Raw genomic sequence first — 26,144 nt, 5'->3', positions numbered from 1 at the left:
GGCTCAAACGCGCGCGATTCAGCGGGTTTTGACGCCGCCGAACACGCGCGCAAACGCGGTGCAGAACTGGTCGAGCTTGTCCGAGGCGAGGCAGTCGATGCCCGCCGCGCCGACCCGGCCGTTGCCGCCGGGGAACGCGCGGCACAGTTCGTCGGCGCCACGCGGACGCTCGATCGGCGCGCGCACGCTCGCGGCATAGTTGCCGTCGGCGTTCACGCTGAGCACCGCGTGCGCGCACGACGGCTCCTCGAGCGCGAGCACGTTTGCGAACACGCCGCGCACGCGCCGCGCCCACGGTTCGTCGGGCAGCACGCAGACGCTGCCGTACTGGAACGCGACCAGCGGCGTGATCTCCTGGGCCAGTTCGAGATCGTCGCGACGGCAGGCCGACAGACGCTGCATCAGCGGCGCCGAGGCGATGAACTCGAACGGATCGGCGTAAGGCTTGATCGCCTCGTAAAGCGCGGCGGGCGCGATGAAGAGATCGTCGACGCTGTCGCCATAAGCGTTGTAATTGAGCGATTCGCCGAGTTCGCGGAGCTGCTCCGTCTGCGCCTCCGTGAGGCCGGACTCGCGCGCGAGCGCCTGCGCCGTGACGGGCAGATTGTCGCCGAACGCCGCCGCGATCGCCCACGGACGATAGCGGCCGCCCAGATGACGGTCGACCAGCACGCTCGTGCAGACCTGCGCGGTGGTGTCGATATGGGCGATCAGATTCACGTTGGCCGGCAGGTCGCCGGCGTGATGGTGGTCGAAGTACTCGACGTGCACGCCCTTGTGCAGCAAGGCGTTGACCGCTTCGCGGTTGGTGTCGAACGAGATGTCGAGCACCGTGAGCGAGTCGCCCTCGTGCGCTTCCACTCGCTTGACGAGTGCGATGTCGCGCTTCACCCCGGTGACCAGCGTGGCCTCGCGCGGCCGGGCGAGTCGAAGCTGATGCAGCGCGCAAATGCCGTCCGCGTCGCCGTTGAATACATCGAAATGCGCCATGTGCCGAATAATCCGTTGCGTTGAGCCCCACAGTATCGCGCACTGGCGGCCAATCCCGCAAAGGTCGCCCAAGCCTGACGCCCGCGCGGGCTGATTCGCTCAGTCGCGCGGATGCCGATCCGGTGCGGTCATCGGAACGCGACACAGGCGCGCACGCGAGGCGGCGCCGCGCGGCCGGCGTACGGGCGGCACCCGTCGCGGGGTATGCTCGAATGCCCGAATGCCGGATAGCGCTCGACCACGCGCTACGCAACCCTTCCCTGCCACCGACCGGATCCACCCGCCATCGATGCCCGAAGCCCGCCGCCCCAGCCCTCGCGCCCCGCTCCACGTCCAGAACCGCCTGCGCGCCGCGCGCCGCCACGGCCACGCGCTCGACAAAGCGCTGCGACGCGCGCACACCTATGCGCATCCGGCGGGCAGCATCGTGCGCATCGAAACGCATATTTCCGTGGTCTATCTGGCGGGGCGCTACGCGTACAAGCTCATGAAGCCGGTGAACTTCGGTTTCGTCGATTTCACGACGCTCGACGCGCGGCGGCGCTGCTGCGAGGCCGAAATCCGCCTCAACCGGCCCTTCGCGGGACCGATTTATCGCGACGTTCAGGCAGTCGTGCCGCTGGCGCGCGGTGTCGCACTGAAGCGCGCGGCGCGTCGAGGGACGCGCGACGGCGTGATCGATTACGCCGTGCGCATGCGGCGCTTCGACCAGCACGCGCTGTTTTCGCAGCGGCTCGCGGCCGGCGTGCTCGGGTCGGCCGATATCGATGCCGCCGCGCACGCGCTTGCCGTCTGTCATCGCGCGGCGCGGCGTGCGGCTCCGGTTCGCGGTGGACGCGGCACGCCTTATGGATCGGCGGCGCTGCTCGGCCAGCAGGTGTTCGACGCGCTCGCGCCGCTCGAACGCGACGTGCGCAGCGCGGCTTTCGTGCGCGACGCCGGGTTGCGCACGTGGTGCGAAGCCAGCCTCGCCCGCGTCGCCCCGCGGCTCGACGCGCGCCGCGCCGGCGGATTCGTGCGCGCCTGCCACGGCGACCTGCATCTCGACAATATCGTGCGGCAAGGGCGTCGCGCGCTGCTGTTCGATTGCATCGAGTTCAGCGAGGCGCTGCGCTGGATCGACATCGCCAGCGACCTGGCTTTTCTCGTCATGGACCTGCGCGCGCATGGCCGCGACGATCTCGCGAATCGCCTGCTCACGCGCTATCTCGATGCGACCGGCGACTTCGGCGGCCTTGCCGCGCTGCGGCTCTACGTCGTCTATCGCGCGCTGGTGCGGGCGCTCGTGGCGCATCTGAAGACGCCGCCCGCCGACGATGCGGCACACGCCACGTCTGCCCCATCAGCCCAACCCGGGCAGCGCTATCTCCAGCTCGCGGCGCGCGAAGCGAGCGATCGACGCCCGCCCTGGCTGCTGCTTTGCCACGGGTTGTCGGGGTCGGGAAAATCGGTCGCGAGCCGCGAGTTCGCGGCGCTGAGCGGCGCGATCCGCATTTCAAGCGATATTGAGCGCAAACGCGCCCATGTGCTGGACGCCCCCACGCTGGGCGCGCTGCCGCCGCAAGCCTATACGCGTGAAGCCATCGATGCGCACTACGCGCGGCTGGTCGCGCTGGCCACTGATGTGCTCGACGCGGGCTACACGGTGTTGATCGACGCGACCTTCCTGCAGTCGGCCAATCGCAAGCGCTTCGCGGCGCTGGCGCGGCGCAAGAACGTGCCGATGCTGATTCTCGACTTTCACGCCGACGCGGCGCGGCTGAAGGAGCGTGTGAAAGCGCGCGCCGCCGGGCCGCGCGATCCGTCCGATGCGGGTGAAGCGGTGCTCACCGCGCAGATGGCCAGTGCCGAAGCGCTCGACGCAGAGGAGCGGCGCATGACGGTGCAACTCGATACGGACGTGCCGATCGAAGCGTTCAGCGACACGGCGTGGTGGGCGCCGCTGTGGGCGCGCATGAACGCGGCAGCGGACTCATCGTCCGCCTGAGACAGGCGACGGCCAGTGGACGACGGCCGCCCCGTCGCATCACGTGCGCGCGACCGGCCAACGCAGCGAAAAGGCTAGCGGAAACCGCGGCGCCTTGCGCCCGGCCGGCGCGCGCCATGGTTGCATGCGCGCGCTCATGGCCGCACACATCGCGAGGCCTTCTTCGCCGTAAAGATGCGACATGGCCTGTTGCACGAGGCCCGCGTCGAACCAGAGCTTGAAGCGGCGATGGCAGGTGCGGAAGTCGGGGTAGCACTCGGGCATCTTCGCCCAGACGGAACCGGTGGTGAGCACCCAGACGATGCCTTCGAACACGGCGCGCGAGCTATGCGCGGGACGGCCGCGACGCGGACCGCTGGAGCGGATTTCATGAAAGAGCGGCTCGACGCTGCGCCATTGCGCGTCGGTCAGCTCTGAAGTAGGACGAGACTGCATCTGATATTCCAAGTGAGGTTTGTCTGACACACACCGACTAAATTAGCCTCACTCCATCCCAGAAAATATCGGACTATGCCTAAAACGCTCCGAAAATCTGCCAGTCAATCGGCCCTGCGGCGGGCGCGCCAAATCGCCGCTGCCAGCGATCGAAAACGGACGAATTCATGACACGTTCCCCTGCGACAGCCCGCGCGACTGCGCGCAAGAAAACGGGACGCATCCGCGTCGGTATCGGCGGATGGATCTTTGCGCCGTGGCGCGGCACGTTCTATCCGGACGGACTCGCGCAACGCCTCGAACTCGACTACGCGAGCCGCCACCTGACCTCGCTGGAAATCAATTCGACGTATTACGGCGCGCAGCGTCCCACGAGCTTCGCGCGCTGGCGCGACGAAACGCCTGAGGACTTCGTGTTCGCACTGAAAGGCCCGCGTTTCGCCATGAACCGGCGCGTGCTTGCGGAAGCCGGCGCGTCGATCGAGCGCTTTCTGACGGGCGGCCTGCTCGAACTCGGCGACAAACTCGGCCCGATCAACTGGCAGTTGATGCCGACCAAACGCTTCGAGCCGGACGACTACGCGCGCTTTCTCGAACTGCTGCCCGCGCAGGTCGAAGGCCGTCCGCTGCGGCACGCGCTCGAAGTGCGGCACGAGAGTTTCTGCACGCCGGAGTTCGTCGCGCTCGCACGCAGCCGCAACGCGGCGATCGTGATGTCGGGCGATTCCGACTATCCGCAGATCGCCGATGCAAGCGCGCCCTTCGTCTACGCGCGCATCATGGGCACGCAGGCGAAACATCGGCACGGCTACGCGAACGCCGACCTCGACCGCTGGGCCGATCGCGCGATCGCGTGGGCACAAGGCGAGACGCCCGACGATCTCGACACCTACGCGAAACCGCTCAAGGCGAAAACAGGCCGCGACGTGTTTCTCTATGTGATCAGCGGCCACAAGGCGCACAACCCGGCCGCCGCGATGGCGCTCATCGAGCGGCTGCGCGAACGCGACGCGAACGCCTGAGACCGCGTCGCTCAACGTCCGGCGTCACAAGGTCTCACTCGCGCGCTCCGCGCACGACAGATAGCCCACCACCGCATGCGTCGCGCGTGCTTCGAGCGCGGCGGCGTCGGTTTCGCCGCGCGCGCCTGCGGCATCGACCATGCCACGCACGATCGCATAGACGTCGTGCGCGGCCGTGCGAGGATCCGGCAAACGCGGCGCGTCGGGCAGCGCGAACGCGTACATCAGCGTGGCGTGCAGGCGCTCGCGCACGCGCGCATCGCGCTCGCCGAGCGGCAGGCGCTCTTCCTCGAAATCGAGCACGCGTGCGAGCACGGGCCGCCGCATCTGATGCGCGACCGATGCGCGAATCAGTTCGCGCATGGCCGTCTCGCAGCTCGACGACTCGCCCGCGCGTTCCAGCGCCGCGAGCAACGGGACGCTCTCGCGGTCGATCAACGCGGCCGTGAGTGCGTCGCGGTTCGGAAAGTATTGATAGAGCGAGCCGACGCTCACGCCCGCACGCTCGGCGATGGCGTTGGTCGTGTAGCCGCCGGGTCCGCGCGTTTCGAGCAGGCGTGCGGCGGCTTCGAGAATCGCGTCGACGGTTGCGGCCGAGCGGCGCTGCCGCGGCAGCTTGCGCGCGTCGAGCGGCGTGGGGCGACGACGTGCGCCGCCGCGTGGCGTGGTGGTCATGGTGGTCGGCAAATCAGTGCGAGCGTTGAAAACTGAGCATTCGCTCGCATTCTAACCAGGCACGTCGATGACCCGCCGACCCCATCCTGCACGCAAAAAAAAAGCGGCGGCGGATCGCTCCGCCGCCGCTGGATCGAGATCATTCGATCCGAATGCCGCTTAAATCTGCCGACGCATTTCCGCCGCAGGCAGCTTCATCATCTGCCGATACTTGGTCACGGTGCGGCGCGCCACCTGCACGCCCTGCTTTTCGAGTTCCTGCGTCAGCACGACATCCGACAGCGGATCCTTCGGATTTTCCGCATCGATCATTTCCTTGATCAGCGCGCGCACCGCCGCCGCCGAGCACGTGCCGCCCGTGCGCGTTTCCAGCTCGCGCGGGAAGAAACGCTTGAATTCGAAAATGCCGCGCGGCGTGGCCATGTACTTGTTGCCCGTGGCGCGCGAAACCGTGGATTCGTGCAGGCCGAGTTCGTCGGCGACATCGCGCAGCAGCATCGGACGCAGCGCAATTTCACCGTACTGGAAGAACGCCTTCTGACGCGCGACGATACATTCGCCCACGCGCAGAATCGTCTCGCAGCGCTTGTGCGCATTGCGGATCAGCCAGCGCGCTTCCTGCAATTGCTGCGCGAGCGGCGAACGGCTCGTCTGATCGGAACGCGCGAACATTTCGGCATAGAGCTTGTGGATGCGCGCGCGCGGTTCGATCGCCGGATTCACGCTCACGACCCACTTGCCGCGCACCTGACGCACGATCACGTCCGGCACCACGTAGCCGCCGTCGGCGCGTCCGTAGTGGTTGCCCGGCTTCGGATCGAGGCGGCGCACCAGCGCGGTCGCGGCCTGGAGTGCCTGCGCATCGCAGCCGAGCTGACGTTGCAGCTCGCCGTTTTCACGGCGCGCGAGGCGTTCGAGATGCTGCGTGACGATCTGGAGCGCGAGATCGCGATGCGGCGTGTCCTCGGGCATCGCCTCGAGTTGCAGCGACAGACATTCGGACAACGAACGCGCGCCGATGCCGGGCCGGTCGAGCGTCTGCACGACGCGCAGCGCCACGCGCAGGCGGTCTTCGTCGAGCGCTTCGCCGATATCTTCGAAATCGGTCAGTTCGGACAGCTCCTGACGCAGATAGCCGTCGTCGTCGAGCGCTTCGATGACAATCTGCGCCGCGGCGCGGTCGAGGTCGTCGAGCGGCGACAGACGCAGCGAGTCATGCAGTTGCTCGCGCAGCGAGAGCGGCACGCGCACCCAGTCGGAGGCGTCGGAGTCGCCATCTTCCGAGCCGCGGTAATTCGACGAGGTGCGCATGGCGCCCGTCGACGGCATGTCGGCGGAATACGCGCCGCCGTCGTCCGGATAGCCGGAGTTGTCGTCGCCGTAGCTGGCGGGTTCGTCGTTATAGCTCGATGCGTCTTGCGGCATCGCGGCTTCCATGCCGCCGTCCATGCCGCCCTCGGGCATCTCGGCCACGGCCGTGGGCGCATCGGCAGCGGCGCCGATGCCCGCCGCGCCGTCGGCGGCCTCGGCGGCTTCGCCGGTTTCCGTCGCGGGCGGAACGTATTCGAGGAACGGATTGGTGTCGAGCGCTTCACGCAGTTCCTGCTGGAATTCGAGCGACGAGAGCTGCAGCAGACGCACAGCCTGCTGGAGGCGCGGCGTCAGCGCCAGATGCTGGCGCGTTTGTAACGCGATGGAAGGCATGGCGGTCCCGTTCTTGAAATGAGTTGAGCGTTGGCCTTCCTGATGCAACACCCATGCCAGTTATTACAAGAGCTTGTTTTCAAACGGGATCACGTCTTGCGACAGCGCAAATCAACGGACAAATTCGAGTGCGCCACCGACGTTTTTACAACGACCCGGAAAAATTGCGTGCCCGATTAGCGCCGGATGGACGCGCCATCTTCCTGCCATTTTCGCGACAGGAAGCCGTCGCGAGATTCTTCGGCCATCGCCCAACTCGGCTCGATTCCCACGCAGGTCCCAGATAGTGTGCGTTCCGCACATTTCGCGCCGGCCCCTTTTTCGGGCTTTTTACGCGGCGCGGCACGGACCTTGCGGTAGCCCCTGTCGGATACAACCAGAAAAGGAGAAACCATGAACCGCATTCCTCTGCTCAAGACCGCCGCAGGCGTGGCCTGCATGACCTTCGCGCTCGTGGCGGGCGCCCAGACGAACAGCGCGTCCACCGCGCCGGCCAGCTCGGAAAGCGTGGGCCAGCACGTCGACGACGCCACCATCACGACCAAGGTGAAGGCCGAACTGCTCGGCGCGAAGAACGTGAAGTCGGAGCACATTCACGTGAAGACGCGCAAGGGCATCGTCTCGCTGACCGGCACGGTGCCGACCGCCGAAGACCGCGACAACGCCAAGCAAGTTGTGGAAGGCGTATCGGGCGTGAGCTCGGTGAAGAACCATCTGAAGATCGTGGCGGCGCAGTAATCGCGCTGAAGTCAGTGCAGCTCGCGGCGTAACTGCCGCTGCCGGGCCACCCGCGCCGCGTTCTCACGAACGCATGCGCGGGTGGCCTTTCTCTTTCCACGCTGCGGCTTTAACCGCGCCCGGCCTGCTTCAGTTGCTCGCGGCGCGCATCGCCCTGACGCGCGAGCATCCAGCCCGGATACTCGGCGGGCAAACCGCTGACATCGTCGAGCATCGCCAGTTCTTCCACGCTGAGCTTGACCTTCGTGGCCGCCACGTTGTCGTCGAGCTGATCCGTGCGTTTCGCGCCGATGATCACCGTCGTCACCGCGCGCTGATGCAGCAGCCACGCCAGCGCGATCTGCGCCACCGACACGCCCTTTTGCTCCGCGATCGGCCGCATCGCATCGATGCAATCCCACGCGCGCTCGCGCTCCACGGGCGGAAAGTCGAAGGTCGTGCGACGGCTGCCCGCTTCGCCCTGCTTGTCGCGCCCGTATTTGCCGCTCAGCAGGCCGCCCGCAAGCGGGCTCCACACCATCAGCCCGAGTCCTTCGCTCGCGAGCATCGGCACGATTTCGCGTTCGAGATCGCGGCCCGCGATCGTGTAATACGCCTGCAAGGACTGGAACTGCGCAAGCCCGCGATGCTGCGCGATGCCGAGCGCCTTCACGATCTGCCACGCCGCCCAGTTCGAGACGCCCACGTAACGCACGTGGCCGTGCTGCACGAGCGTGTCGAGCGCGCGCACGGTTTCCTCGATCGGCGTGGCCGGGTCGAAACCGTGAATCTGATAGAGGTCGATGTGGTCGAGTTGCAGGCGCTTGAGGCTCGCCTTCACGCCTTCCATGATGTGATAGCGCGTTGCGCCGCGCTGGTTCGGCGACGGGCCCATTTCGCCGGGCACCTTGGTCGCGATCAAGTAACGGACTGTAAAGGGAACCGGCTGCGTGCCGATAATCCATACAACCTGTTTTCTATGTTGATCGAGTTTCGCCAGGCCGCGCCTCGCGCGCAAACGCAGCACACTGAAAACTCAACCCGGCCCGGCATATACAAGGGCTCGCTCATCAACGTCAGCGAGGCTGCAACGGAAAGCCCGCCACCCACGGCAGTACCCGCAATTCCGCAGCATGGACGTGCAGGCCGTCAGTCGGAGAGCCGGCAGCGACTGGAAGCACTGTTCGCCATCGCCAACCAGCCATTCCGGTACGTCACGACGTTCCACGGCCAGTTCACCAACGACACGCTTTTCTACATCGACGACCTGACCATCGGCAGCCGTTACACCGTGCGCGGCTTCGACGGCGAAACGATGCTCGCGGCCGAACGTGGCTTCTACTGGCGCAACGAACTGCAATGGCCGGTGCTCCAGACGGGACAGACGTTGTACGCGGGGATCGACTACGGGCGCGTGTTCGGGCCGAACACGGCAGCACTGGCTGGAACGCAACTGGCGGGCGCGGTGATCGGCATTCGCGGCGGCGTGCCGACGAAATATGTTGGCGTCTCGTATGACCTGTTTGCGGGGACGCCGATCTACAAGCCCAAAAACTTCCCGACCGCGCGCTGGACAGTCGGGTTCCAGATCACGGGGCAGTTCTGACTAGTGCTGTGTCGCCGGCACTTTGAGGGCACCGATCACTTCGTTAAACTTCTCGGTTTCGTCAGGTCCGATTCTGTAGGCATGCACGGGACATCGGATGTCCATTTCTGACGACTGGCTGCCTTCCGACGCTACGCCCTCAAGCGCGGCCAGGCATTCGTGCAACTGCTCTTTCGATAGTCCGTCTTCCATCGCGAGTGAAGTTACTCTTTGAATCGTGCCAAAAAAGTTTGAGTGATTTATCGCGGCCGACGAGGCGTTCGGCGTCGGCCTGTTGCAGGTCGCCGATCTGGTTCCAGATGCCGGCGCCGCCTCCGAACGTCATGGTGCCAAGACATAGTTCGGACACGAACAGGCCGGTGCGGCCCAGAGGATTCAATCGCATGGTGGAACTCCTGATGACACTTGCGGGGTCGAGGAAACGTCCAACGGGGCGAGGATACTGCGTTCGCGCGCCGCGTGCCGGAAGCGGGCGCGACGCCGGCACGCGCGGCCGAAACCTGCCAGACTGGCGTGACGCTCTGGACACCGTGAGCGGACGACTTCATCGAATCCTGTCCGCGAACGACGTTACCGGACGCCTTTCGACACGCCGCGCCCGCCCGCGACATCCGGCGCGACGCCTGGAAATTCGCACGCCTGGAAATTCGCGTAACGCGCCCTCATCTTCGTGCGCATGAACCCGCCCTCGACCGCCTCAAGCCGCGCCGACCCGCCGTCCGACCCGCCGGTGAAGCCGCGCCGCCGCCGCGCCGCGGCCGGCGACAACGCGCTCGCGCAGTTCCATCCGGCCGTGGCCGGCTGGTTCCGGCGCAGCTTCGACGCGCCCACGCCCGCGCAGCGCGCCGCGTGGCCGCTGATCGCCGCCCATCGCGCCACGCTGGTCGCCGCGCCGACGGGTTCGGGCAAGACGCTGACGGCCTTTCTCGCCGCGCTCGACGAACTCGTGCGCGAAGGTCTCGCGAACGGCGGCGCGCTGCCCGACGCGACGCTCGTCCTCTACGTCTCGCCGCTCAAGGCGCTCTCGAACGACATCCGCCTGAATCTGGAGCAGCCGCTCGCGGGCATCGGCGAGGAACTCGCGCGCCTGCATTTGCCGCCCGTCGAGATCCGCACCGCCGTGCGCACCGGCGACACACCGCAGCACGAACGCGCCGCGCTGCGCAAACGCCCGCCACACATCCTCGTGACGACGCCCGAATCGCTCTACGTGCTGCTCGGTTCCGAATCGGGCCGACGCATGCTGGCGAGCGTGCGCAGCGTGATCGTCGACGAAATTCACGCGCTCGCGGGCAACAAGCGCGGCGCGCATCTCGCGCTGAGCCTCGAACGGCTCGACGCGCTGTGCGGGCGCAAGCTGCTGCGCATTGGCTTGTCGGCGACGCAAAAGCCGATCGAGACCGTGGCGCGCTTTCTGGTCGGCTTCGGCGATAGCGATGGCGATGAAAATGGCGACGAACGCGCCGCGCCCGCCTGCGAAATCGTCGACGTGGGACACGCGCGCGAGCGCGATCTCGCGCTCGAAGTGCCGCCCGTGCCGCTCGAAGCCGTGATGGCCAACGACGTCTGGGAGCGCGTCTACGACCGCATGGCCGAGCTGGTCGCGCTGCATCGCACCACGCTCGTGTTCGTGAACACGCGGCGCATGGCCGAGCGCGTGGCGCGCCATCTGACCGAGCGGCTCGGCAACGACGTGGTGGCCGCGCATCACGGCAGCCTCGCGCGCGAGCAGCGCTTCGACGCCGAACAGCGCCTCAAACGCGGCGAATTGCGCGTGCTGGTCGCGACGGCGTCGCTTGAACTGGGCATCGATATCGGCGATGTCGATCTCGTCGTGCAGGTCGGCTCGCCGCGCTCGATTGCCGCCTTCCTGCAACGCGTCGGGCGCTCGGGCCACCAGGTCGGCGGCACGCCGAAGGGCCGGCTCTTTCCGACTTCGCGCGACGATCTGATCGAATGCGCGGCGCTGCTCGATTGCGTGCGGCGCGGCGAACTCGACCGGCTCGCGCTGCCGCACACGCCGCTCGATGTGCTCTCGCAGCAGATCGTGGCCGAAGTGGCCTGCGAGGAATGGAACGAGGACGCGCTCTATGCGCTCGCGCGCCGCGCCGCGCCGTTCGCGACGCTCGAACGCGCGAAATTCGACGCCGTGCTGCGCATGCTCGCCGAAGGCTACACGAGCCGTCACGGGCCGCGCGCCGCGTATCTGCATCGCGACGTGGTGAGCCAGACGCTGCGCGCGCGGCGTGGCGCGCGACTCGCCGCGCTGACTTCGGGCGGCACGATCCCCGACAACGCCGATTACGCCGTGCTGCTCGAACCGCAAAGCGTGCGGATCGGCACCGTCAACGAGGATTTCGCGGTCGAAAGTCTCGCGGGCGATGTGTTTCAGCTCGGCAATGCGTCGTACCGGATTCTGCGCATCGAAGCGGGCCGCGTGCGCGTGGAGGACGCGCAGGGTCAGCCGCCCAACATCCCGTTCTGGCTCGGCGAAGCGCCCGGACGCAGCGACGAGCTGTCGTTCGCGATTTCGCGTTTGCGCACGCAGATCGAGGCGCTCTTGAGCGACGGCGATGAAGCCTTGAATCATTCGGATGGCGAATCATCGTCGAAAGCGAAAGCAAGCAGCGCGGCGAACATCGAGCGCGCGATTGCCTGGCTCATCGACACGGCCGGTATCGACGACGCCAGCGCGCGGCAAATCGTCGACTATCTCGCGCGTGCCCGCCAGGCGCTGACCGTCTTGCCCACGCAGGACACGCTCGTGATGGAGCGCTTTTTCGACGAAGCGGGCGGCACGCAACTCGTGATCCACGCGCCGTTCGGCAGCCGCGTGAATCGCGCGTGGGGACTCGCGCTGCGCAAGCGTTTCTGTCGCCAGTTCAATTTCGAACTGCAGGCCGCCGCGACCGAGGACGCCATCATTCTGTCGCTGACGGGCGCGCACAGCTTCGCGCTCGACGAGGTCTGGCGCTATCTGCATTCGAATTCCGCCGAGCATCTGCTGGTGCAGGCGCTGCTCGACGCGCCGCTGTTCGGCGTGCGCTGGCGCTGGAACGCGACCACCGCGCTCGCGCTGCCGCGCCAGACCGGCGGACACAAGACGCCGCCGCAAATCCAGCGCATGCGCAGCGAGGATCTGCTCGCCGCCGTCTTTCCCGATCAGGTTGCGTGCGTCGAAAATCTCGCGGGCGAGCGCGAGATTCCCGCGCATCCGCTCGTCGCCCAGACGCTCGACGATTGCCTGCACGACGCGATGGACACGCACGCGTGGCTCGCGCTGCTGCGCCGCATCGAGTCGCGCGACGTGGCGCTCGTGACGCGCGAGCTCTCCGCGCCCTCGCCGCTCGCGGCCGAAATCCTGACCGCGCGTCCCTACGCTTTTCTCGACGACGCGCCGATCGAGGAGCGCCGCACGCAGGCCGTGCTGTCGCGGCGCTGGAGCGATCCCGAATCCGCTGACGATCTGGGCGCGCTCGACGCCGACGCCATCGCGAACGTGCGCGGAGAAGCGTGGCCGCAAGTGCGCAGCGCCGACGAAATGCACGACGCGCTCACCACGCTCGGCGCGCTCGCGCAAAGCGAAATCGACAGCGAGCCGAACGCGCGCGACTGGCAGACGTGGCTCGCCGGACTCGCCGCCGCCGGGCGCGCGACGCGCGTGCCGATCGTCCACAACGACAGCCGCGACGAAGCCTTGTGGGTAAGCATCGAGCGGCTCGCGTGCGTGCGCGCCGTCTATCCGCAAGCGCGTTGCGAGCCGCCGCTCACGCCGCCGCCCGAGTATGACGAGCCGTGGACCGAGGACGCCGCGCTCGTCGAATTGATCCGCGCGCGGCTCTCGGGTTTCGGGCCGCTGACGGTCGCGCAGATCGCGCGGCCGCTCGCGCTGGAAGCGAGCGTGGTCGCGCTTGCGCTGACGCGGCTCGAAGCCGAAGGCAGCGTGATGCGCGGTCGCTTCACGCCAGGCGCGCGCGACGAAGAATGGTGCGAGCGTCACCTGCTCGCGCGCATCCATCGCTATACCGTGCGCAAGCTGCGCCGCGAAATCGAGCCGGTCGAGCGCCACGATTTCATGCGCTTCCTGTTCGAATGGCAGCACGTCGCGCGCGACGCACGCGGCTCGGGGCGCGACGCGCTCGCCGCGATGCTCGAACAACTCGAAGGCTGGGAAGCGTCGGCGCTCGCGTGGGAGGACGAGATCCTGCCCGCGCGCATCGACGATTACACGCCGATGCTGCTCGACGAGTTGTGCCGCTCCGGACGCCTCACGTGGGCGCGGCTGCCCGCGCGCGCGGGTGCGGCGACGACGACCGTGCGCAGCACGCCGGTCGTGCTGTTGCCGCGCCGCGAAATGGCGCGCTGGACCGCGCTCGTCGATGCGACCGACACCGCTGGACTCTCGGTGCGCGCGCAGCGCGTGTATGGCGCGCTGCTGCGGCACGGCGCGATGTTCTTCGACGAACTGGCCGCCGATGCGCATCTGCTCGGCGTCGAACTGGAGAACGCGCTGGGCGAACTCGTCGCCGCCGGACTCGTGAACGCCGACAGTTTCGCCGGCTTGCGCGCGCTGGTGAAGCCCGCCGCGAAGCGCAATGCGCATCACGGACGCCGCAAGCCGCGCGGTTTCGGGCCGCTCGCCGGCGGCATGGCGGACGCGGGCCGCTGGGCGGTGTTGCGGCGCGTGGAGCCGGCCGATGAGCAGGAAAGCGCGACGGACGATGGCAGCGCGCGAACGCCGCGTGCGGTGACGGCGAGTCCCGCGCGACGTCCGCCCGCCGATCCGGCCTTGCTTGAGCACGTCGCGGACGTGCTGCTGCGCCGCTACGGCGTGGTGTGCTGGCAAGTGCTCGCGCGCGAGGCCGCGTGGCTGCCGCCGTGGCGCGATCTGCTGCGCGTGCTGCATCGGATGGAAGCGCGCGGAAACGTGCGCGGCGGACGCTTCGTCGCGGGGCTATCGGGCGAACAGTTCGCGCTGCCCGAAGCGGTGGCGTTGTTGCGCGAGGTGCGGCGGCGCGGGGAGCGGTCCGTTCGTTCAGATCGCTCGGATCGTTCGGAGGGCGAAACGGTGTGCATCGCCGCCGTCGATCCGCTGAATCTCGTGGGATCGGTGCTGCCTGGCGAGAAGGTGCCGGCGGTCGCGGGTAATCGCCTGGCTTTTCGTGATGGCGTGCCGGTTGCCGCGCTGGTCGCGGGACGGTTTGAATTTCGCGGCGAGTTCGATGAGGCGACGCGCGCGGCATTGCGCGCCGCGTTGGCGCGAGGGGCTTAGGCGCGGGGCGCTCGGGCTGCGCGTGTGTGCCTTTATCGTGGACTCTGACTTGCCTCGATATCCGCGCTAGAAACGGCCCGCTCCGCATCCACGCGTTGCAAGCCATAGCTTCGCGATGAATGCGGGCGCTTTTACGATGGACCTTTCTGTTCAGCCGTCTCGCGCAGGACTGGCAGTTAGTTGCAATTCGCTGCGCGGCAAATAAGCGGGCAGTTAGTTGCGAACGCTCACCGGCACGCCGCCAAAATGCCGACGCACACGCAGACCATTCGCGACCACCAGCAAACTGGCGCCGACATCGGCGAACACGGCCATCCAGAGCGTCGCCTCGCCCGCCAGCGCGAGCACCAGAAACACGGCCTTGATGCCGAGCGCCAGCGCGATGTTCTGCATCAGCACCGCCGACACCTTGCGGCTCAGTCCCACGAACGCCGCGATCTTGCGCGGATCGTCGTCCATGATCGCGACGTCGGCGGTTTCGAGCGCCGTCGCCGTGCCCGCCGCGCCCATCGCGAAGCCGATGTCGGCGCGCGCCAGCGCCGGCGCGTCGTTCACGCCGTCGCCCACCATCGCGGTCATGCCGTGGCGCGCCGACAGATCCGCGACCGCGTCCTGTTTGTCCTGCGGCAGCAGATTGCCGCGCGCGTCGTCGATGCCGAGCTGCGCGGCGATCGCGCGCGCCGTCGCCGGGTTGTCGCCGGTCAGCATGACGGGCGTCACGCCGAGCTGCTTGAGCGCGCGCACCGCGTCCGCGCTTTCGGGCCGCACGGCGTCGGCGACCGCGAACAGCGCGACGGCCTCGCGCGGCGAGCACAGCACGATCGCCGTCTTGCCCTGGGTTTCGAGCGTCGCAAGACGCGCTTCGAGGTCGGGCGAGCACACGCCCAGCGACTCCACCAGCCGGTGATTGCCGAGATGCCAGACTTCGCCCGCGATGCGCCCTTTCACGCCGAGCCCGTTGAGCACCGCGAAATCGTCGACGGCGACCAGCGCGGCCTGCGCACCTTGCTCCGCACGCGTCCGCCAGCCCGCGACGACGGCGCGCGCGACCGGATGCGTGCTCGCATCGTCGAGGCTCGCGGCGAGGTGTAACGCGTCATCGACGGACAGCGCGCCGAGCGCAAACGCATCGGTCAGCGCGGGCTGGCCGCGCGTGAGCGTGCCGGTCTTGTCGAGCGCGACGGCCTTGAGCAGATGCCCGCGTTCGAGCCACACGCCGCCCTTCACGAGGATGCCCGCGCGGGCCGCGGCGGCGAGGCCGCTCACCACCGTCACGGGCGTCGACACGACCAGCGCGCACGGACACGCGATCACCAGCAGCACGAGCGCCTTGTAGAGCCACGCGCTCCACGCGCCGCCGAACGCGAGCGGCCCGGCCACGGCGATCAGCACCGCGAGCGCGACGACCGCCGGCGTGTAATAGCGCGCGAACTGATCGACGAAACGCTGCGTGGGCGCGCGCTGCGCCTGCGCCTCCTGAACCGCCGCCGCGATGCGCGCGAGCGTGCTGTCGCGCGCGACCGCCGTGACGCGCGCCTCCACGACGCCGTCGACGACGATGCTGCCAGCGTAAAGCGCATCGCCTTGCGCCTTGTCGACGGGCAGGCTCTCGCCGGTGATGGGCGCCTGGTCGAGCGCGGCGCGGCCCGATTCGACGCGGGCGTCGAGCGGCACGCGCTCGCCGGTGCGCACACGGATGCGGCTATCGACGGCGACGTCGGCCACCGCCAGCGTGCGCCACTCGCCTGCGCTCCAGACGTCGGCCGTTTCGGGCGCGAGCGCGGTCAGCGAGCGGATCGCATTGCGCGCGCGTTCGAGCGAGAGGGCCTCGATTTGCTCGGCGAGCGCGAACAGGAACACGACCATGGCCGCTTCCGGCCACTTGCCGATGACGATCGCGCCGGCCACCGCCAGCGACATCAGAAAGTAAATGTTGATCGTGAAGTTCTTGAGCGCGATCCAGCCTTTGCGCAGCGTCGGCAGACCGGCGCAGAGCAGCGAAACGACGGCGCAGATCAGCACGGGCACGCCGGTTTCGTGGCCGGTGGTCCACGCGAGCACTTCCGCGCCCGCCGCCGCGACGCCGCTTGCGGCAAGCAGCAGCTTCTGGCGCAGCGCGAGGCCAACGCCCGGCGCCAGGCCAGCATCGGCGCGATTCCCGGCGTCATCGTCGGCGAGCGGACGCGGCGCCATGTCGAGCGCGCGCAACGCGAATTCGAGCGGCTGCGCATCGGGCAGACGGTGATAGACGGTCAACTCGCGCGCGATCAGGTCGAAGTCGAGGCGCGCGACGCCCGGCATCGGTTCGAGCCGGTTGCGGATCAGCCGCTCCTCGGTCGGACAGTCCATGTTGTCGATGCGGTAGCGCGCGCGTTGCGTGCCTTCCGGCGCGGGCGCCAGCGCGCGAAGACGTGCGGCGGGTTGCGGTGCGGCGCCTTGGCAGCAGGACGACGCGGCGTGGTCGTGGGTGTGGTCGTGATCGTGCGCGTGATCCGCATGGTCGTGATCGTGGCCGTGCGAATGGTCGTGATCGTGTTCATGTCCGCCAGCCGGCGCGGCCGAATCGGCCGTTGCCGCCGCGTCCGCGACTTCGGTGTGACAGCCATGATCGGCATGACAGCCGCAGGCAGGTTTATGATCGTGCCCCGATCGCTTCGATGCCACGCCCGATGCCGCGGCTGCGCCGTCCGCGCCGGACGCACCGGCGCGCGCCCGATAGCGCCGAGCGAGCACCAACCGCGACAAGAATGCCTGACCCATGGCCGAGTTCTCCCAAAGATGACAGAATCATTGGACAGCCTGTAGTCGCTACAGGGTCAAGCCATTTTTGGGAACTGTGACGATGAGAATCGGTGAATTGGCGCGCCACGCCCACTGCGACGTGGAAACCGTGCGCTTCTACGAGCGCGAGGGTTTGCTCGACGAACCCGCGCGCGAAACCAACGGCTACCGCAGCTATACGGCCGCGCACGCAGCACAGCTGAACTTCATCCGCCATTGCCGTTCGCTGGGCATCGGTCTCGCGGACATCCGCACGCTGCGACGCTTTCAGGCGGACCCGAGCCAGCCGTGCGACGAAGTAAACGAGCTGATCGACAGCCAGATCGCGCGTATTCATCAGCAGATCGAATCGATGCGCACGCTCGAACAGCAACTGCGCACGCTGCGCGACAGTTGCCACGCGCACCACAGCAGCAGCGCCGAGTGCGGGATCATGAAAAATCTCGAGCAGCCGATCGACGATGAAAACTGCTCGTGCCACGCGGACGCGCCGCTCGACGCCCAGGCGCCTCACTCCCAGCGCGCGAATCAGTCGCATCACTGAACCGCAGCACGGATTCACGCCGCGCTGGAAGCCGGCAAGCCCGCGCGACATCCTCCTATGCACGGCCCGGCAACGTTCCGGGCGGCGCATGACGGCAAGATGGCCGTTTCAGCGCATCACGGCGCCTTGGCGATCACTTCGGCGACCGTCGCCGTGAGCTTCTTCGCGTAGGGCACGTGCAGGAATTCGTTCGGCCCGTGCGCATTCGACTTCGGGCCGAGCACGCCGCACACCATGAACTGCGACTTCGGGAAACCGGCCTGCAGCACGTTCATCAGCGGGATCGTGCCGCCCTGACCCAGGTATGCGCAGTCGGCGCCGAAGTGCGTGCGCGAGGCGTCGTCGAGCGCGCCCGCCAGCCACGGCGCGAGATCGGGCGCGCTCCAGCCGTTGGCCGCGCCGGCGTCGGGCTTGAAGGTGACCTTTGCGTTATACGGCGGGTCGAGTTCCAGCAGGGCCTTGAGTTCCGCCACGGCCTTCGACGCCTCCACGAGCGGCGGCAAGCGCAGCGAGAGCTTGAATGCCGTGCGCGGACGCAACACGTTGCCCGCATCGGCCAGCGCGGGCAGGCCCGCCGCGCCCGTCACGGACAGCGAAGGCCGCCACGTGGAATCGAGCAGCGCCTGTTGCGGATCGCTCGTGGTAGGCAGCACGCGGCGGCCATCCTGACCGCACGCCCACGGCATGCTCTTCCAGACGTTTTCGCCAAGGATTTGCGCCGTGGCCTGCGCCTCCGCAAGCCGCGTGGACGGAATCGCGCAATGGAAGCCCTTGGGCAGCAGCGTGCCGCTCGCGGCGTCTTCGAGCCGCTCGAACAACTGACGCATGATGCGGAAGCTCGACGGCGCGATGCCGCCATACGAGCCCGAGTGAATGCCCTCTTCCAGCACGTCGACTTCCAGATCGCCCGAGACGAGTCCGCGCAACGAAGTCGTGAGCCAGAGCTGATCGTAATTGCCCGCGCCGGAGTCGAGACACACCACGAGACCGACATCGCCCAGACGATCGCGCAGCGCGTCGACATACGACAACAGGTCGTAGCTGCCCGATTCCTCGCAGGTTTCGATGAGGCCCACGCAACGCGGACGCTCGATACCCTGCGCGTCGAGCGCCGCCAGCGCGGTGACGCTCGCATAGATGGCGTAGCCGTCGTCCGCGCCGCCGCGACCGTAGAGGCGGCCGTCTTCGAGCTTCGGCGTCCACGGGCCGAGGTCGTTGCGCCACCCCGCGAACTCGGGCTGCTTGTCGAGGTGGCCGTAGAGCACGACGGTTTCAGTGCTGCCCGAACGCGTGGCGGGCGCCTCGAAGAAGATTACCGGCGTGCGGCCCGCCAGCCTGACGACTTCGAGCTTGAGGCCGCGCACCGGCTGCTGCTCGGCCCATTGCGCCGCTTCCTGCACGACGCGCTCCAGATAACCGTGCTTCGCCCAGTCGGGATCGAACGCCGGACTCTTCGCCGGCACGGCGATGTAATCCGTGAGCGCGGGCACGATTTCGTCGTTCCACTTACGCTCGACGAAGGCGCGCAAGGCGTCGTGATCGAGTTGACGGGTGTCCTCTGTCGTGTCTGAGCTCATGGCGGGCATTCCTGCGAAGAAAAACCCGATGATAGACCCGAACAGGCATCGGGCGGAGGGTTCGCCAAAAACGTTGGCCATCCGGCCAGGACCGATAACCGCGCAACCCCGATCCGCGCGACAATGGGCCACCGGCGGCGCCCTTTCCACGGAGGATCGACCATGGCGAGCCATTCCCTCTTCGAGATCGTCGTGCTGCTCGCGGCGGTCGTGATCTACTTCCTGCCCGCGATGATCGCGGACCGGCGCGCGCGCCACGACCTGCTGACCATCGCGCTATTCAATGCGGTGATCGGCTGGACCGTGCTGGGCTGGCTGCTCGCGCTCTACTGGGCGCTGCAGCCGAATCCCCCCAAGGACCTCGGCGGCAACGTCAAGGTGCGCAGCCGGCGCGTCGGCATGCAGCTGTTTTCGCGCCGTCTCGACGACCGCGTTCAGGCACGCGGCGCACGTCGCGACACCGACACCGCGCCCACCAGCGAGCCCAGGAACGCCGACCGCGAACGCTCGTCGCATTGAATCGCGCCATCGCGTGATCACGGGGTCACGCCTGGCCACGCCCTGGCCAGATGGCCAACGTCGAAGGAAGGCCGCGCACACGGACGCGGCGCATGAAATAATCGGTCCATTAACGTTCGAGCAGCTTCAAGGACGTTCAAGCGCGTTCGAGCCGTTGCCCTGATACGGCTCGCACGCGTCCCTCCCGCCACGCCACCCGCATGCCCACGGAGCCCGCCATGCCCCACGTCGCCCCGCTGTTCGCCTTTGCCGCCGTCGCTCTCGGCATGGCGCTCACGCCCGGTCCCAACATGATCTATCTGATCTCGCGCTCGATCTGCCAGGGTCGCAAGGCCGGGCTCATTTCGCTCGGCGGCGTTGCGCTGGGCTTCATCTTCTATATGTTGTGCGCCGCTTTCGGCATTACCGCGCTGCTCATGGCCGTGCCGTTCGCCTACGACGCGCTGCGCCTCGGCGGCGCGCTCTATCTGGCCTGGCTCGCGTGGCAAACGCTCAAGCCGGGTGGCCGCTCGCCCTTCCAGGTGCGCGAACTCACGCCGGACCGTCCCAGCAAGCTGTTCCTGATGGGCTTCGTCACGAATCTGCTGAATCCGAAGGTGGCGATCCTGTATCTCTCGCTGCTGCCGCAGTTCATCGACCCGTCGCGCGGCAGCGTGCTCACGCAGTCGATCGAACTCGGCACCGTGCAGATCGCGCTTTCGGTGACGGTGAACGCCGCCGCCGCGATCACGGCCGGCTCGATCGCGTCGTTCCTGGCGCGTCGCCCGACATGGCTCGTGATCCAGCGTTATCTGATGGGGACGGTATTGGCCGGTCTGGCCGTGCGGATTGCCGCCGAAGGGCAACGTTAAGACGTAGCGCGAACCAGTATGTGCCTGCGGCACCGCTGCGGGCACGGCACGCGCAAGGCGCCGAACCTGCGTTCAACCTGTACGTGCACGCGCAACCTGGCGCTCAGGCCGCGCGTGCGGCCGGCGGCATGCGCAGCTTCACGGAACCCGCGGGAATCGAGCGCGGCTCGATGCGGACCATGTCCTGCGCGAACATGTCCTGACGCAGTTCGCCCTGTTCGTCGAACCATTGGCAGATCAGCCAGTGACCACTGGCGAAGCCCACCGGCCCCGCATACATCACCGTCATGCGCGGCCCACCCGACATAAGGGTGACGACATCGCCAATACCGGCCAGGACGATGGGCTGGCTTTCTGCAAGCGCTAGCTCTACGGTCGTATCAAGCATGATGTACCCCGGAAAAAGATCGGCCCATTGAAATCCCCGGAGCGGGCCTCGTGTCCCGCCTTGATGCCGCTTCGACGCCATTTTTCACAATAATGGCTTTTACGCGGCTATTAATGAGTTTCGCAAGACTATCAACCCGATTTAATCCGCGCAAGCAATTTTAGCCAGACTACGGAAAACCCGTATTAGCATTGCTCACCTGTCAGAACGATCATCAATTTGCGTAATTGCAATACGCATCGGCGTGGGCATTGAAGCACGCAGAAACTACCGTCAGCCCCCGCCACTGGGCGACTGGAGCAGGCAATTCGTACCGTCCCGGGCCGCGACTGCGCAAACAGTATTATTATTTCCGCGCTGCTACGCTTTTTTGACGAGTTGGGTGCTGCGACAATTCGACCAGAATCCCTGCATTAACCATTCAGTTCAAAACCACGGCATTCGTAACTGCAAGGTAAAACCACACTAAAAAAAGCCATCTGAAAAAGCGCGCCGTCAAAACCGTCCGTTCGTTTTATTTTTTGTTTAGGATGCGGGCAATTATTTATCGCTCACCGTTGTTTTCAAATAAACATACGGTTTCAAAATCACGCGTGAAATATGGCTGTCACGCGCAGGGGATGGCAAGGGTCCGCCGCACAAGGTAAAACGCCCCGTCCGGTCAACCCGGACGGGGCGTTTAACAGCCGGTCACTGCCCGACGAACCGCCGCTTACTCCGCGAACGGCAGCGTGGTCTGCCCTTCGGCGCGCATGCCGAACACGTTGAGCGTCATCGCCACCAGCGCGTAATAGCCCAGCAGGCCGACCAGGTTGATCGTCGTCTCGTGGCCGAAGCGCTCGACCGCGCGGGCATACGTGGCGTCGGAAACGCGCTTCGTGTCGTAAAGCTCGGTCGTGAATGCGTAGATCAGCGCGTCGTCGGCTTCGTCGAAAACCGGCTGTGCGCCGGTGCGGATCTGCTCCGCCAGCGCTTCGGGCACGCCCGCCTTCAGCGCGATCGGATAGTGGATGAACCACTCCGCCTGCGCCTGCCAGCGCTGCGCCGTCACAAGAATCGCGAGTTCGGACAGACGCAGCGACAGGCCCGTGCTGTACCGGCAGAACGCGCCCAGACGCTGCGCATGCTGCGCCAGTTCCGGGCTGTGAACCCAGCCGAGAAACGGCCCGTTCAGATTGCCGCGCGGGCCGGAAAGGATTTCGTCGAGCACGGCTTTCTGCTCGGGCGTCGCGGTCGCGGCGTCGAAGGCCGGCAGCCGCGGGTTCTGGGATTGCGTCATCGCTTGACTCCGATTGACTTCGATTAACTGCGATTGACTCCGGGCTTCCCGGTTGAGGTCGAAAAAGTATGCCGATTGCGCCACTCCGGATTACGCCATTCGGGCGCAACGGCGCGCGGACAGTCAGGCCGTCGCCGACGCAGCCACGTTCACGCCCGTCGACGCCAGCGCCGCCCCGATCGCCGCCGCAAGCCGGTCCTCGATCGTATCGATCTCCTGCGCCGTGCAGATGAACGGCGGCGCGAGCAGCACGTGGTCGCCGTTCCTGCCATCGACGGTCCCGCCCATCGGATACACCATCAGCCCGCGCGCGAACGCCTCGCGCTTGATCGCCGCATGCAGCTTGAGCGCCGGATCGAAGCTCGCCTTCGTTTCACGGTCCTTCACCAGCTCGACGCCGACGAACAGCCCACGGCCGCGCACGTCGCCGATATACGGATGCTCGGCGTAACGCTCGCGCAGCCGCGCGCGCAGTTGCTCGCCGCGCGCGAGCACGTTGTCGAGCAGCTTGTCCTCGGCGATCACGCGCTGCACTTCGAGCGCCGCCGCGCAGGCCGTGGCATGGCCGATATAGGTGTGGCCGTGCTGGAAGTAACCGCTGCCGCCCACGATGGTTTCATAGATGCGCGCGCTCACGAGCGTCGCGCCGATCGGCTGATAGCCGGCGCCCAGACCCTTCGCGATGGTCAGCAGATCGGGCGCGACGCCGTCCTCCGCGCAGGCGTACAGCCAGCCCGTGCGGCCCATGCCCGACATGATCTCGTCGAGGATCAGCAGCACGCCGTAGCGATCGCACACCGCGCGGATCTTGCGGAAGTAGTCGCGCACCGGCGGCACCGCGCCGGCCGTCGCGCCGACCACCGTCTCCGCCACGAAGGCCGCGACGTTTTCCGCGCCGAGTTCGAGGATCTTCTGTTCGAGTTCATCGGCGAGACGTTGCGCGTAGGCTTCGTCGGTTTCGCCCTCGTGACGCTCGCGATACGCGTAGCACGGGCTCACGTGATGCGATTCGATCAGGATCGGCAGGAACGGCTCGCGTCGCCATGCGTTGCCGCCGATCGCCAGCGCGCCGAGCGTATTGCCGTGATAGCTCTGGCGACGCGCGATGAAATGACGGCGCGTCAGCTCGCCCTTCTCCACGAAGAACTGGCGCGCGAGCTTGAGCGCGGCCTCGATCGCCTCGGAACCGCCCGAGACGAAATAGACGTGATCGAGCCCTTCGGGCGCGTTCGCGATCAGATGATCGGCGAGTTGCTCGGAGGCGTCGGTGGTGAAGAACGAGGTGTGCGCGTACGGCAGTTGCTGCGCCTGGCGCTTGATCGCGTCGATCACGCGCTGGTTGCTGTGACCGAGGCACGACACGGCCGCGCCGCCGCTCGCGTCGATATAGCGCTTGCCGGTCGAATCGATGATCTCGATACCCTCGCCCGCCACTGCCACCGGCAGGGTCTGTTTGGGCATGCGATGAAAGACTTTGCTCATGTGCGGTCTCGCTGAATGCTGCGAAGTGAGGCGATGAAATCGGGGAATGTTCGGACGCGCGTGTCAGACGCGCGCGATCTGCTGGCGCATGACGCGCTCGCCGCCTTGCCAGACGTCGAGTGCGACGCCGCGCGGCTCGATGCGCATGCAGGCCGTGGCGAGCGTGTTTTCGTCGTCGGGATCGTGCGGGTCGTCGCGGAAAATCGGCAGGCCCGCGCCGCCGCGGTCGTGCAGCGTCTGCACGAAGGCCTCGCGGTCGGGATGCGCGCCGAGCGGCGGCAGCAAGTCTGCGAGCCGCGCCTGTCGATCGCGCGACGAATCGGTGACGATCTGCGACTCGCGCTCGCCATCCGGGTGATCCGCGTGAATCAGGTGATTGGCGTGGCCCGACGGCGCGCCGACCTCGACGACCGAGGCGCGCCGCGCCGTGGCCTCGACGCTGACGACGCGCACCGCACCCGTTGCGTCGAGGCCGCCCAGCGTGTGGTGAAAGCCGCTCGCGCGCGGCGTGTCGCGCAGCAGCGCGAGTGCGGCGTCGAGCGAGGCGGCGTCGAGCACGGCGCGCGCGAGGATCATGCGCGGCACGCCCGCGCGCGGCTCGCGGATGCGCACGTTGTTGATCGCCTGCGCCACCCCGGCACGCGACGCCGCGAACGTGTGGCCCGGCAGCGAACCCGGGTAATAGAAGCTGACGAAACCGGGCCGGCCCGCCGGCTCCACCTCGACCATGTGGCAGCGACCGCGCAGAAATGGATCGCCGTCTTCGTTGTGCGCGATCAGCCCGGCCTCGGGCGTGGCTGTCGCCAGCGTCGTGCAGCCGTCCGGCGCGTTATGGATCAGCTCGCCGCGGCAATTCCAGAGGAACAGATCGTGCGCCGGCCAGCCGAGCGCCGCCGCCATCGCGTCCAGTTCGGCCACCTGCGCCGGGAAATGACGCTCTGCCGCCTTGCGCAGCGCCTGCACGAACGCGTGACCGCGCCAGCGGCTCACCGCCTGCCACGCGGCGCTTCGCGCCATATAGCTGTCGAAGACGGGCTTCGCGAGTTCGCCGAGCTGCCGCCCGATCGCCTCGGGCGTGCCGCCCATCCGGAAAGACTTCAGTTCCTGCATCGATTGTTCCGCCTGTCAGTCTGGGCCGCGCCTGAAACGGCCGATGTCGGATTTATACGCCACACAACATATGTTGTCAAATGAAAAGCAATTTGCAACAAATGGGTTTACACGGCGCGTAAAAAAGCCGCCCTGGAAGGCGGCATGGCGGAACCGGTGTGCTGTCCGGACACTTCAATACAGTACGGATCAGTACGCTTCACGGGACATAAGCGCCGCGCGCGTTGAGCGAACGCTCGGCTTCCTCCAGCTGCGCCACCGCGCCCGCCCCTTCCAGCGAGAGCAGATGCGCAACCAGCGATTCGGCCAGCGCCGTCGCCGCCACGAGGGACGGAAAAAACGACGGGCTCTCGTGCGTGAAGATCAGCACCTTTTCGGCGTTGAGCGCGATGGGCGACACAGCGCTGTCGGTAATGGCGATCAGCTTGCTGCCCTTTTCGAGCGCGGCTTCGGCCACGCGCACCGCTTCGACCGAATACGGCGCGAAGCTGACAACGATCGTTGCGCTGTCGTGCTCGATGCCGAGCAACTGCATTTCGAGCGTCCCGGCTTCGCCGCCCAGCAACGAGACGGACGGACGGAACAAGCGGTAGCCATAGACGAGCCCGAACGCGACCGCGTAGCACGAGCGAAAGCCCGCCACGTGCACATGCTTCGCCTTCTTCAGCACGCGCGCGGCCTCGATGAGCGTGCGCGTGTTGTGCACGGCGCTGGCATCGAGGTTGTGTTGCTGCGCGGCGAGCAGATCGCGGGCGAGCGCGTCTTTTGCGCTGCCGGCGACGAGCGAACGCGCGCGGCTCGACAGCGGCTCGGGACGCGTGCGCACGCGCGCGACGAACAGATCGCGCAGCTCGTTCCAGCCCGGAAAGCCCAGTTGCTGCGAAAGCCGCACGAGCGATGCGGGCTGCACGCTGGCGCGCTCGGCGACCTTGCGCATCGACGAGACGGCGACTTCATCGGGATGATCGAGCAGAAATGCCGCGCCCGTCTGGAACTGCGGGCTCAGGTCGGAAAAGCGCGCGCGAATCAGCGCGGCAAGCTGGTCGAAGCTGTCTGGCATGCGAATGGCGGCGTAAGCCGGGCAGTGGGCGACAACAAATGTTACCACTGGTGTTGCGCAATGTTGTGAACGGAGCGGACAGACCCTCGCGATTCACCACCTCACTCACGAATGTATTGAGCGCTGCGTGGCAACGGATAGTCGC

19 protein-coding genes and 3 pseudogenes are annotated in these 26,144 nt (G+C 67.1%); 8 read left to right on the top strand and 14 right to left on the bottom strand.

Annotation, left to right across the window (positions count from 1 at the left end; all coding sequences use genetic code 11):
* Positions 1–18: 18 nt before the first annotated feature.
* Positions 19–990, bottom strand: a complete 972-nt coding sequence (locus tag G5S35_RS15550; protein WP_183039173.1) for an acetyltransferase — start codon at positions 988–990, stop codon at positions 19–21.
* Positions 991–1,279: 289 nt separating this feature from the next.
* On the opposite strand from G5S35_RS15550, the gene G5S35_RS15545 reads away from it, so the two are divergent.
* Positions 1,280–2,977, top strand: a complete 1,698-nt coding sequence (locus tag G5S35_RS15545; protein WP_237181417.1) for a bifunctional aminoglycoside phosphotransferase/ATP-binding protein — start codon at positions 1,280–1,282, stop codon at positions 2,975–2,977.
* A gap of 39 nt (positions 2,978–3,016) precedes the next feature.
* On the opposite strand, the gene G5S35_RS15540 is transcribed toward G5S35_RS15545, so the two are convergent.
* Complete coding sequence (locus G5S35_RS15540) at positions 3,017–3,412, bottom strand: transposase (protein WP_065057554.1); 396 nt, start codon at positions 3,410–3,412, stop codon at positions 3,017–3,019.
* A gap of 167 nt (positions 3,413–3,579) precedes the next feature.
* Here G5S35_RS15540 and G5S35_RS15535 point away from each other — a divergent pair, with 167 nt between their 5' ends.
* Complete coding sequence (locus G5S35_RS15535) at positions 3,580–4,434, top strand: DUF72 domain-containing protein (RefSeq protein ID WP_183039171.1); 855 nt, start codon at positions 3,580–3,582, stop codon at positions 4,432–4,434.
* A 24-nt stretch (positions 4,435–4,458) separates the two neighbouring features.
* Here G5S35_RS15535 and G5S35_RS15530 read toward each other — a convergent pair whose 3' ends face one another.
* The 3 genes from G5S35_RS15530 to G5S35_RS15520 all read right to left on the bottom strand — a co-directional run bounded on the left by G5S35_RS15530 (position 4,459) and on the right by G5S35_RS15520 (position 7,208).
* Complete coding sequence (locus tag G5S35_RS15530) at positions 4,459–5,109, bottom strand: TetR/AcrR family transcriptional regulator (protein ID WP_183039170.1); 651 nt, start codon at positions 5,107–5,109, stop codon at positions 4,459–4,461.
* Between the two features lie 159 nt (positions 5,110–5,268).
* Entirely contained in the window at positions 5,269–6,813 is a 1,545-nt protein-coding gene (locus tag G5S35_RS15525; RefSeq protein WP_074985619.1) for an RNA polymerase factor sigma-54, read from the bottom strand.
* A 176-nt stretch (positions 6,814–6,989) separates the two neighbouring features.
* On the bottom strand, positions 6,990–7,208 hold the full coding sequence (locus tag G5S35_RS15520; protein ID WP_124261972.1) for a hypothetical protein: 219 nt from the start codon (positions 7,206–7,208) through the stop codon (positions 6,990–6,992).
* Here G5S35_RS15520 and G5S35_RS15515 point away from each other — a divergent pair.
* Positions 7,207–7,551 (top strand): BON domain-containing protein, encoded by a 345-nt coding sequence (locus G5S35_RS15515; protein WP_065057530.1) that lies wholly within the window; start codon positions 7,207–7,209, stop codon positions 7,549–7,551. The genes G5S35_RS15520 and G5S35_RS15515 overlap by 2 nt on opposite strands.
* A 109-nt stretch (positions 7,552–7,660) precedes the next feature.
* On the opposite strand, the pseudogene G5S35_RS15510 reads toward G5S35_RS15515, so the two are convergent.
* A pseudogene (locus G5S35_RS15510) lies at positions 7,661–8,458 on the bottom strand (aldo/keto reductase); the annotation flags it as partial.
* A 243-nt stretch (positions 8,459–8,701) separates the two neighbouring features.
* Between G5S35_RS15510 and G5S35_RS15505 the strand changes: the two are divergent.
* A pseudogene (locus G5S35_RS15505) lies at positions 8,702–9,136 on the top strand (ShlB/FhaC/HecB family hemolysin secretion/activation protein); the annotation flags it as partial.
* Between the two features lie 244 nt (positions 9,137–9,380).
* Here the strand turns inward: G5S35_RS15505 and G5S35_RS15500 are convergent.
* Positions 9,381–9,521: pseudogene (locus G5S35_RS15500) on the bottom strand (aldo/keto reductase); the annotation flags it as partial.
* A gap of 291 nt (positions 9,522–9,812) precedes the next feature.
* Here G5S35_RS15500 and G5S35_RS15495 point away from each other — a divergent pair.
* The gene (locus tag G5S35_RS15495; RefSeq protein ID WP_183039169.1) at positions 9,813–14,408 is read left to right on the top strand and encodes a DEAD/DEAH box helicase; all 4,596 of its coding nucleotides are present in this window, start codon (positions 9,813–9,815) and stop codon (positions 14,406–14,408) included.
* Between the two features lie 213 nt (positions 14,409–14,621).
* Here G5S35_RS15495 and G5S35_RS15490 read toward each other — a convergent pair whose 3' ends face one another.
* Positions 14,622–17,144, bottom strand: a complete 2,523-nt coding sequence (locus G5S35_RS15490) for a heavy metal translocating P-type ATPase (protein WP_420874536.1) — start codon at positions 17,142–17,144, stop codon at positions 14,622–14,624.
* 106 nt (positions 17,145–17,250) lie between these two features.
* Here G5S35_RS15490 and cadR point away from each other — a divergent pair, with 106 nt between their 5' ends.
* On the top strand, positions 17,251–17,733 hold the full coding sequence (gene cadR, locus G5S35_RS15485) for a Cd(II)/Pb(II)-responsive transcriptional regulator (protein WP_065060707.1): 483 nt from the start codon (positions 17,251–17,253) through the stop codon (positions 17,731–17,733).
* A gap of 116 nt (positions 17,734–17,849) precedes the next feature.
* On the opposite strand, the gene G5S35_RS15480 is transcribed toward cadR, so the two are convergent.
* On the bottom strand, positions 17,850–19,310 hold the full coding sequence (locus G5S35_RS15480; RefSeq protein ID WP_183039167.1) for a M20 family metallopeptidase: 1,461 nt from the start codon (positions 19,308–19,310) through the stop codon (positions 17,850–17,852).
* Between the two features lie 162 nt (positions 19,311–19,472).
* Here G5S35_RS15480 and G5S35_RS15475 point away from each other — a divergent pair, with 162 nt between their 5' ends.
* Both G5S35_RS15475 and G5S35_RS15470 read left to right on the top strand, forming a co-directional pair.
* Positions 19,473–19,829: a superinfection immunity protein gene (locus G5S35_RS15475; protein WP_183039166.1), complete on the top strand. Its 357-nt coding sequence runs from the start codon at positions 19,473–19,475 to the stop codon at positions 19,827–19,829.
* Between the two features lie 218 nt (positions 19,830–20,047).
* Positions 20,048–20,680, top strand: a complete 633-nt coding sequence (locus tag G5S35_RS15470) for a LysE family translocator (protein WP_065060721.1) — start codon at positions 20,048–20,050, stop codon at positions 20,678–20,680.
* Positions 20,681–20,783: 103 nt separating this feature from the next.
* Here G5S35_RS15470 and G5S35_RS15465 read toward each other — a convergent pair whose 3' ends face one another.
* From G5S35_RS15465 to G5S35_RS15445, 5 genes are all read right to left on the bottom strand, one after another.
* Entirely contained in the window at positions 20,784–21,068 is a 285-nt protein-coding gene (locus tag G5S35_RS15465; protein WP_065060704.1) for a YodC family protein, read from the bottom strand.
* Positions 21,069–21,780: 712 nt separating this feature from the next.
* Positions 21,781–22,347, bottom strand: a complete 567-nt coding sequence (locus tag G5S35_RS15460) for a carboxymuconolactone decarboxylase family protein (protein WP_183039165.1) — start codon at positions 22,345–22,347, stop codon at positions 21,781–21,783.
* Positions 22,348–22,470: 123 nt separating this feature from the next.
* On the bottom strand, positions 22,471–23,829 hold the full coding sequence (locus G5S35_RS15455) for an aspartate aminotransferase family protein (RefSeq protein WP_183039164.1): 1,359 nt from the start codon (positions 23,827–23,829) through the stop codon (positions 22,471–22,473).
* Between the two features lie 63 nt (positions 23,830–23,892).
* Positions 23,893–24,939 (bottom strand): C45 family autoproteolytic acyltransferase/hydrolase, encoded by a 1,047-nt coding sequence (locus G5S35_RS15450; protein WP_183039163.1) that lies wholly within the window; start codon positions 24,937–24,939, stop codon positions 23,893–23,895.
* A 199-nt stretch (positions 24,940–25,138) separates the two neighbouring features.
* Complete coding sequence (locus tag G5S35_RS15445) at positions 25,139–25,999, bottom strand: MurR/RpiR family transcriptional regulator (RefSeq protein WP_065060700.1); 861 nt, start codon at positions 25,997–25,999, stop codon at positions 25,139–25,141.
* Between the last annotated feature and the right edge of the window lie 145 nt (positions 26,000–26,144).

Source organism: Paraburkholderia tropica, from assembly GCF_014171495.1.
GTDB lineage: Bacteria > Pseudomonadota > Gammaproteobacteria > Burkholderiales > Burkholderiaceae > Paraburkholderia > Paraburkholderia tropica.
This window is presented reverse-complemented; position numbering and strand designations above follow the sequence as displayed.

Coding starts and splice junctions, on each gene's coding strand:
- G5S35_RS15550 (WP_183039173.1), bottom strand. CDS start 990: ATGGCGCATTTCGATGTATTCAACGGCGACGCGGACGGCATTTGCGCG.
- G5S35_RS15545 (WP_237181417.1), top strand. CDS start 1,280: ATGCCCGAAGCCCGCCGCCCCAGCCCTCGCGCCCCGCTCCACGTCCAG.
- G5S35_RS15540 (WP_065057554.1), bottom strand. CDS start 3,412: ATGCAGTCTCGTCCTACTTCAGAGCTGACCGACGCGCAATGGCGCAGC.
- G5S35_RS15535 (WP_183039171.1), top strand. CDS start 3,580: ATGACACGTTCCCCTGCGACAGCCCGCGCGACTGCGCGCAAGAAAACG.
- G5S35_RS15530 (WP_183039170.1), bottom strand. CDS start 5,109: ATGACCACCACGCCACGCGGCGGCGCACGTCGTCGCCCCACGCCGCTC.
- G5S35_RS15525 (WP_074985619.1), bottom strand. CDS start 6,813: ATGCCTTCCATCGCGTTACAAACGCGCCAGCATCTGGCGCTGACGCCG.
- G5S35_RS15515 (WP_065057530.1), top strand. CDS start 7,207: ATGAACCGCATTCCTCTGCTCAAGACCGCCGCAGGCGTGGCCTGCATG.
- G5S35_RS15520 (WP_124261972.1), bottom strand. CDS start 7,208: ATGGTTTCTCCTTTTCTGGTTGTATCCGACAGGGGCTACCGCAAGGTC.
- G5S35_RS15495 (WP_183039169.1), top strand. CDS start 9,813: ATGAACCCGCCCTCGACCGCCTCAAGCCGCGCCGACCCGCCGTCCGAC.
- cadR (WP_065060707.1), top strand. CDS start 17,251: ATGAGAATCGGTGAATTGGCGCGCCACGCCCACTGCGACGTGGAAACC.
- G5S35_RS15480 (WP_183039167.1), bottom strand. CDS start 19,310: ATGAGCTCAGACACGACAGAGGACACCCGTCAACTCGATCACGACGCC.
- G5S35_RS15475 (WP_183039166.1), top strand. CDS start 19,473: ATGGCGAGCCATTCCCTCTTCGAGATCGTCGTGCTGCTCGCGGCGGTC.
- G5S35_RS15470 (WP_065060721.1), top strand. CDS start 20,048: ATGCCCCACGTCGCCCCGCTGTTCGCCTTTGCCGCCGTCGCTCTCGGC.
- G5S35_RS15465 (WP_065060704.1), bottom strand. CDS start 21,068: ATGCTTGATACGACCGTAGAGCTAGCGCTTGCAGAAAGCCAGCCCATC.
- G5S35_RS15460 (WP_183039165.1), bottom strand. CDS start 22,347: ATGACGCAATCCCAGAACCCGCGGCTGCCGGCCTTCGACGCCGCGACC.
- G5S35_RS15455 (WP_183039164.1), bottom strand. CDS start 23,829: ATGAGCAAAGTCTTTCATCGCATGCCCAAACAGACCCTGCCGGTGGCA.
- G5S35_RS15450 (WP_183039163.1), bottom strand. CDS start 24,939: ATGCAGGAACTGAAGTCTTTCCGGATGGGCGGCACGCCCGAGGCGATC.
- G5S35_RS15445 (WP_065060700.1), bottom strand. CDS start 25,999: ATGCCAGACAGCTTCGACCAGCTTGCCGCGCTGATTCGCGCGCGCTTT.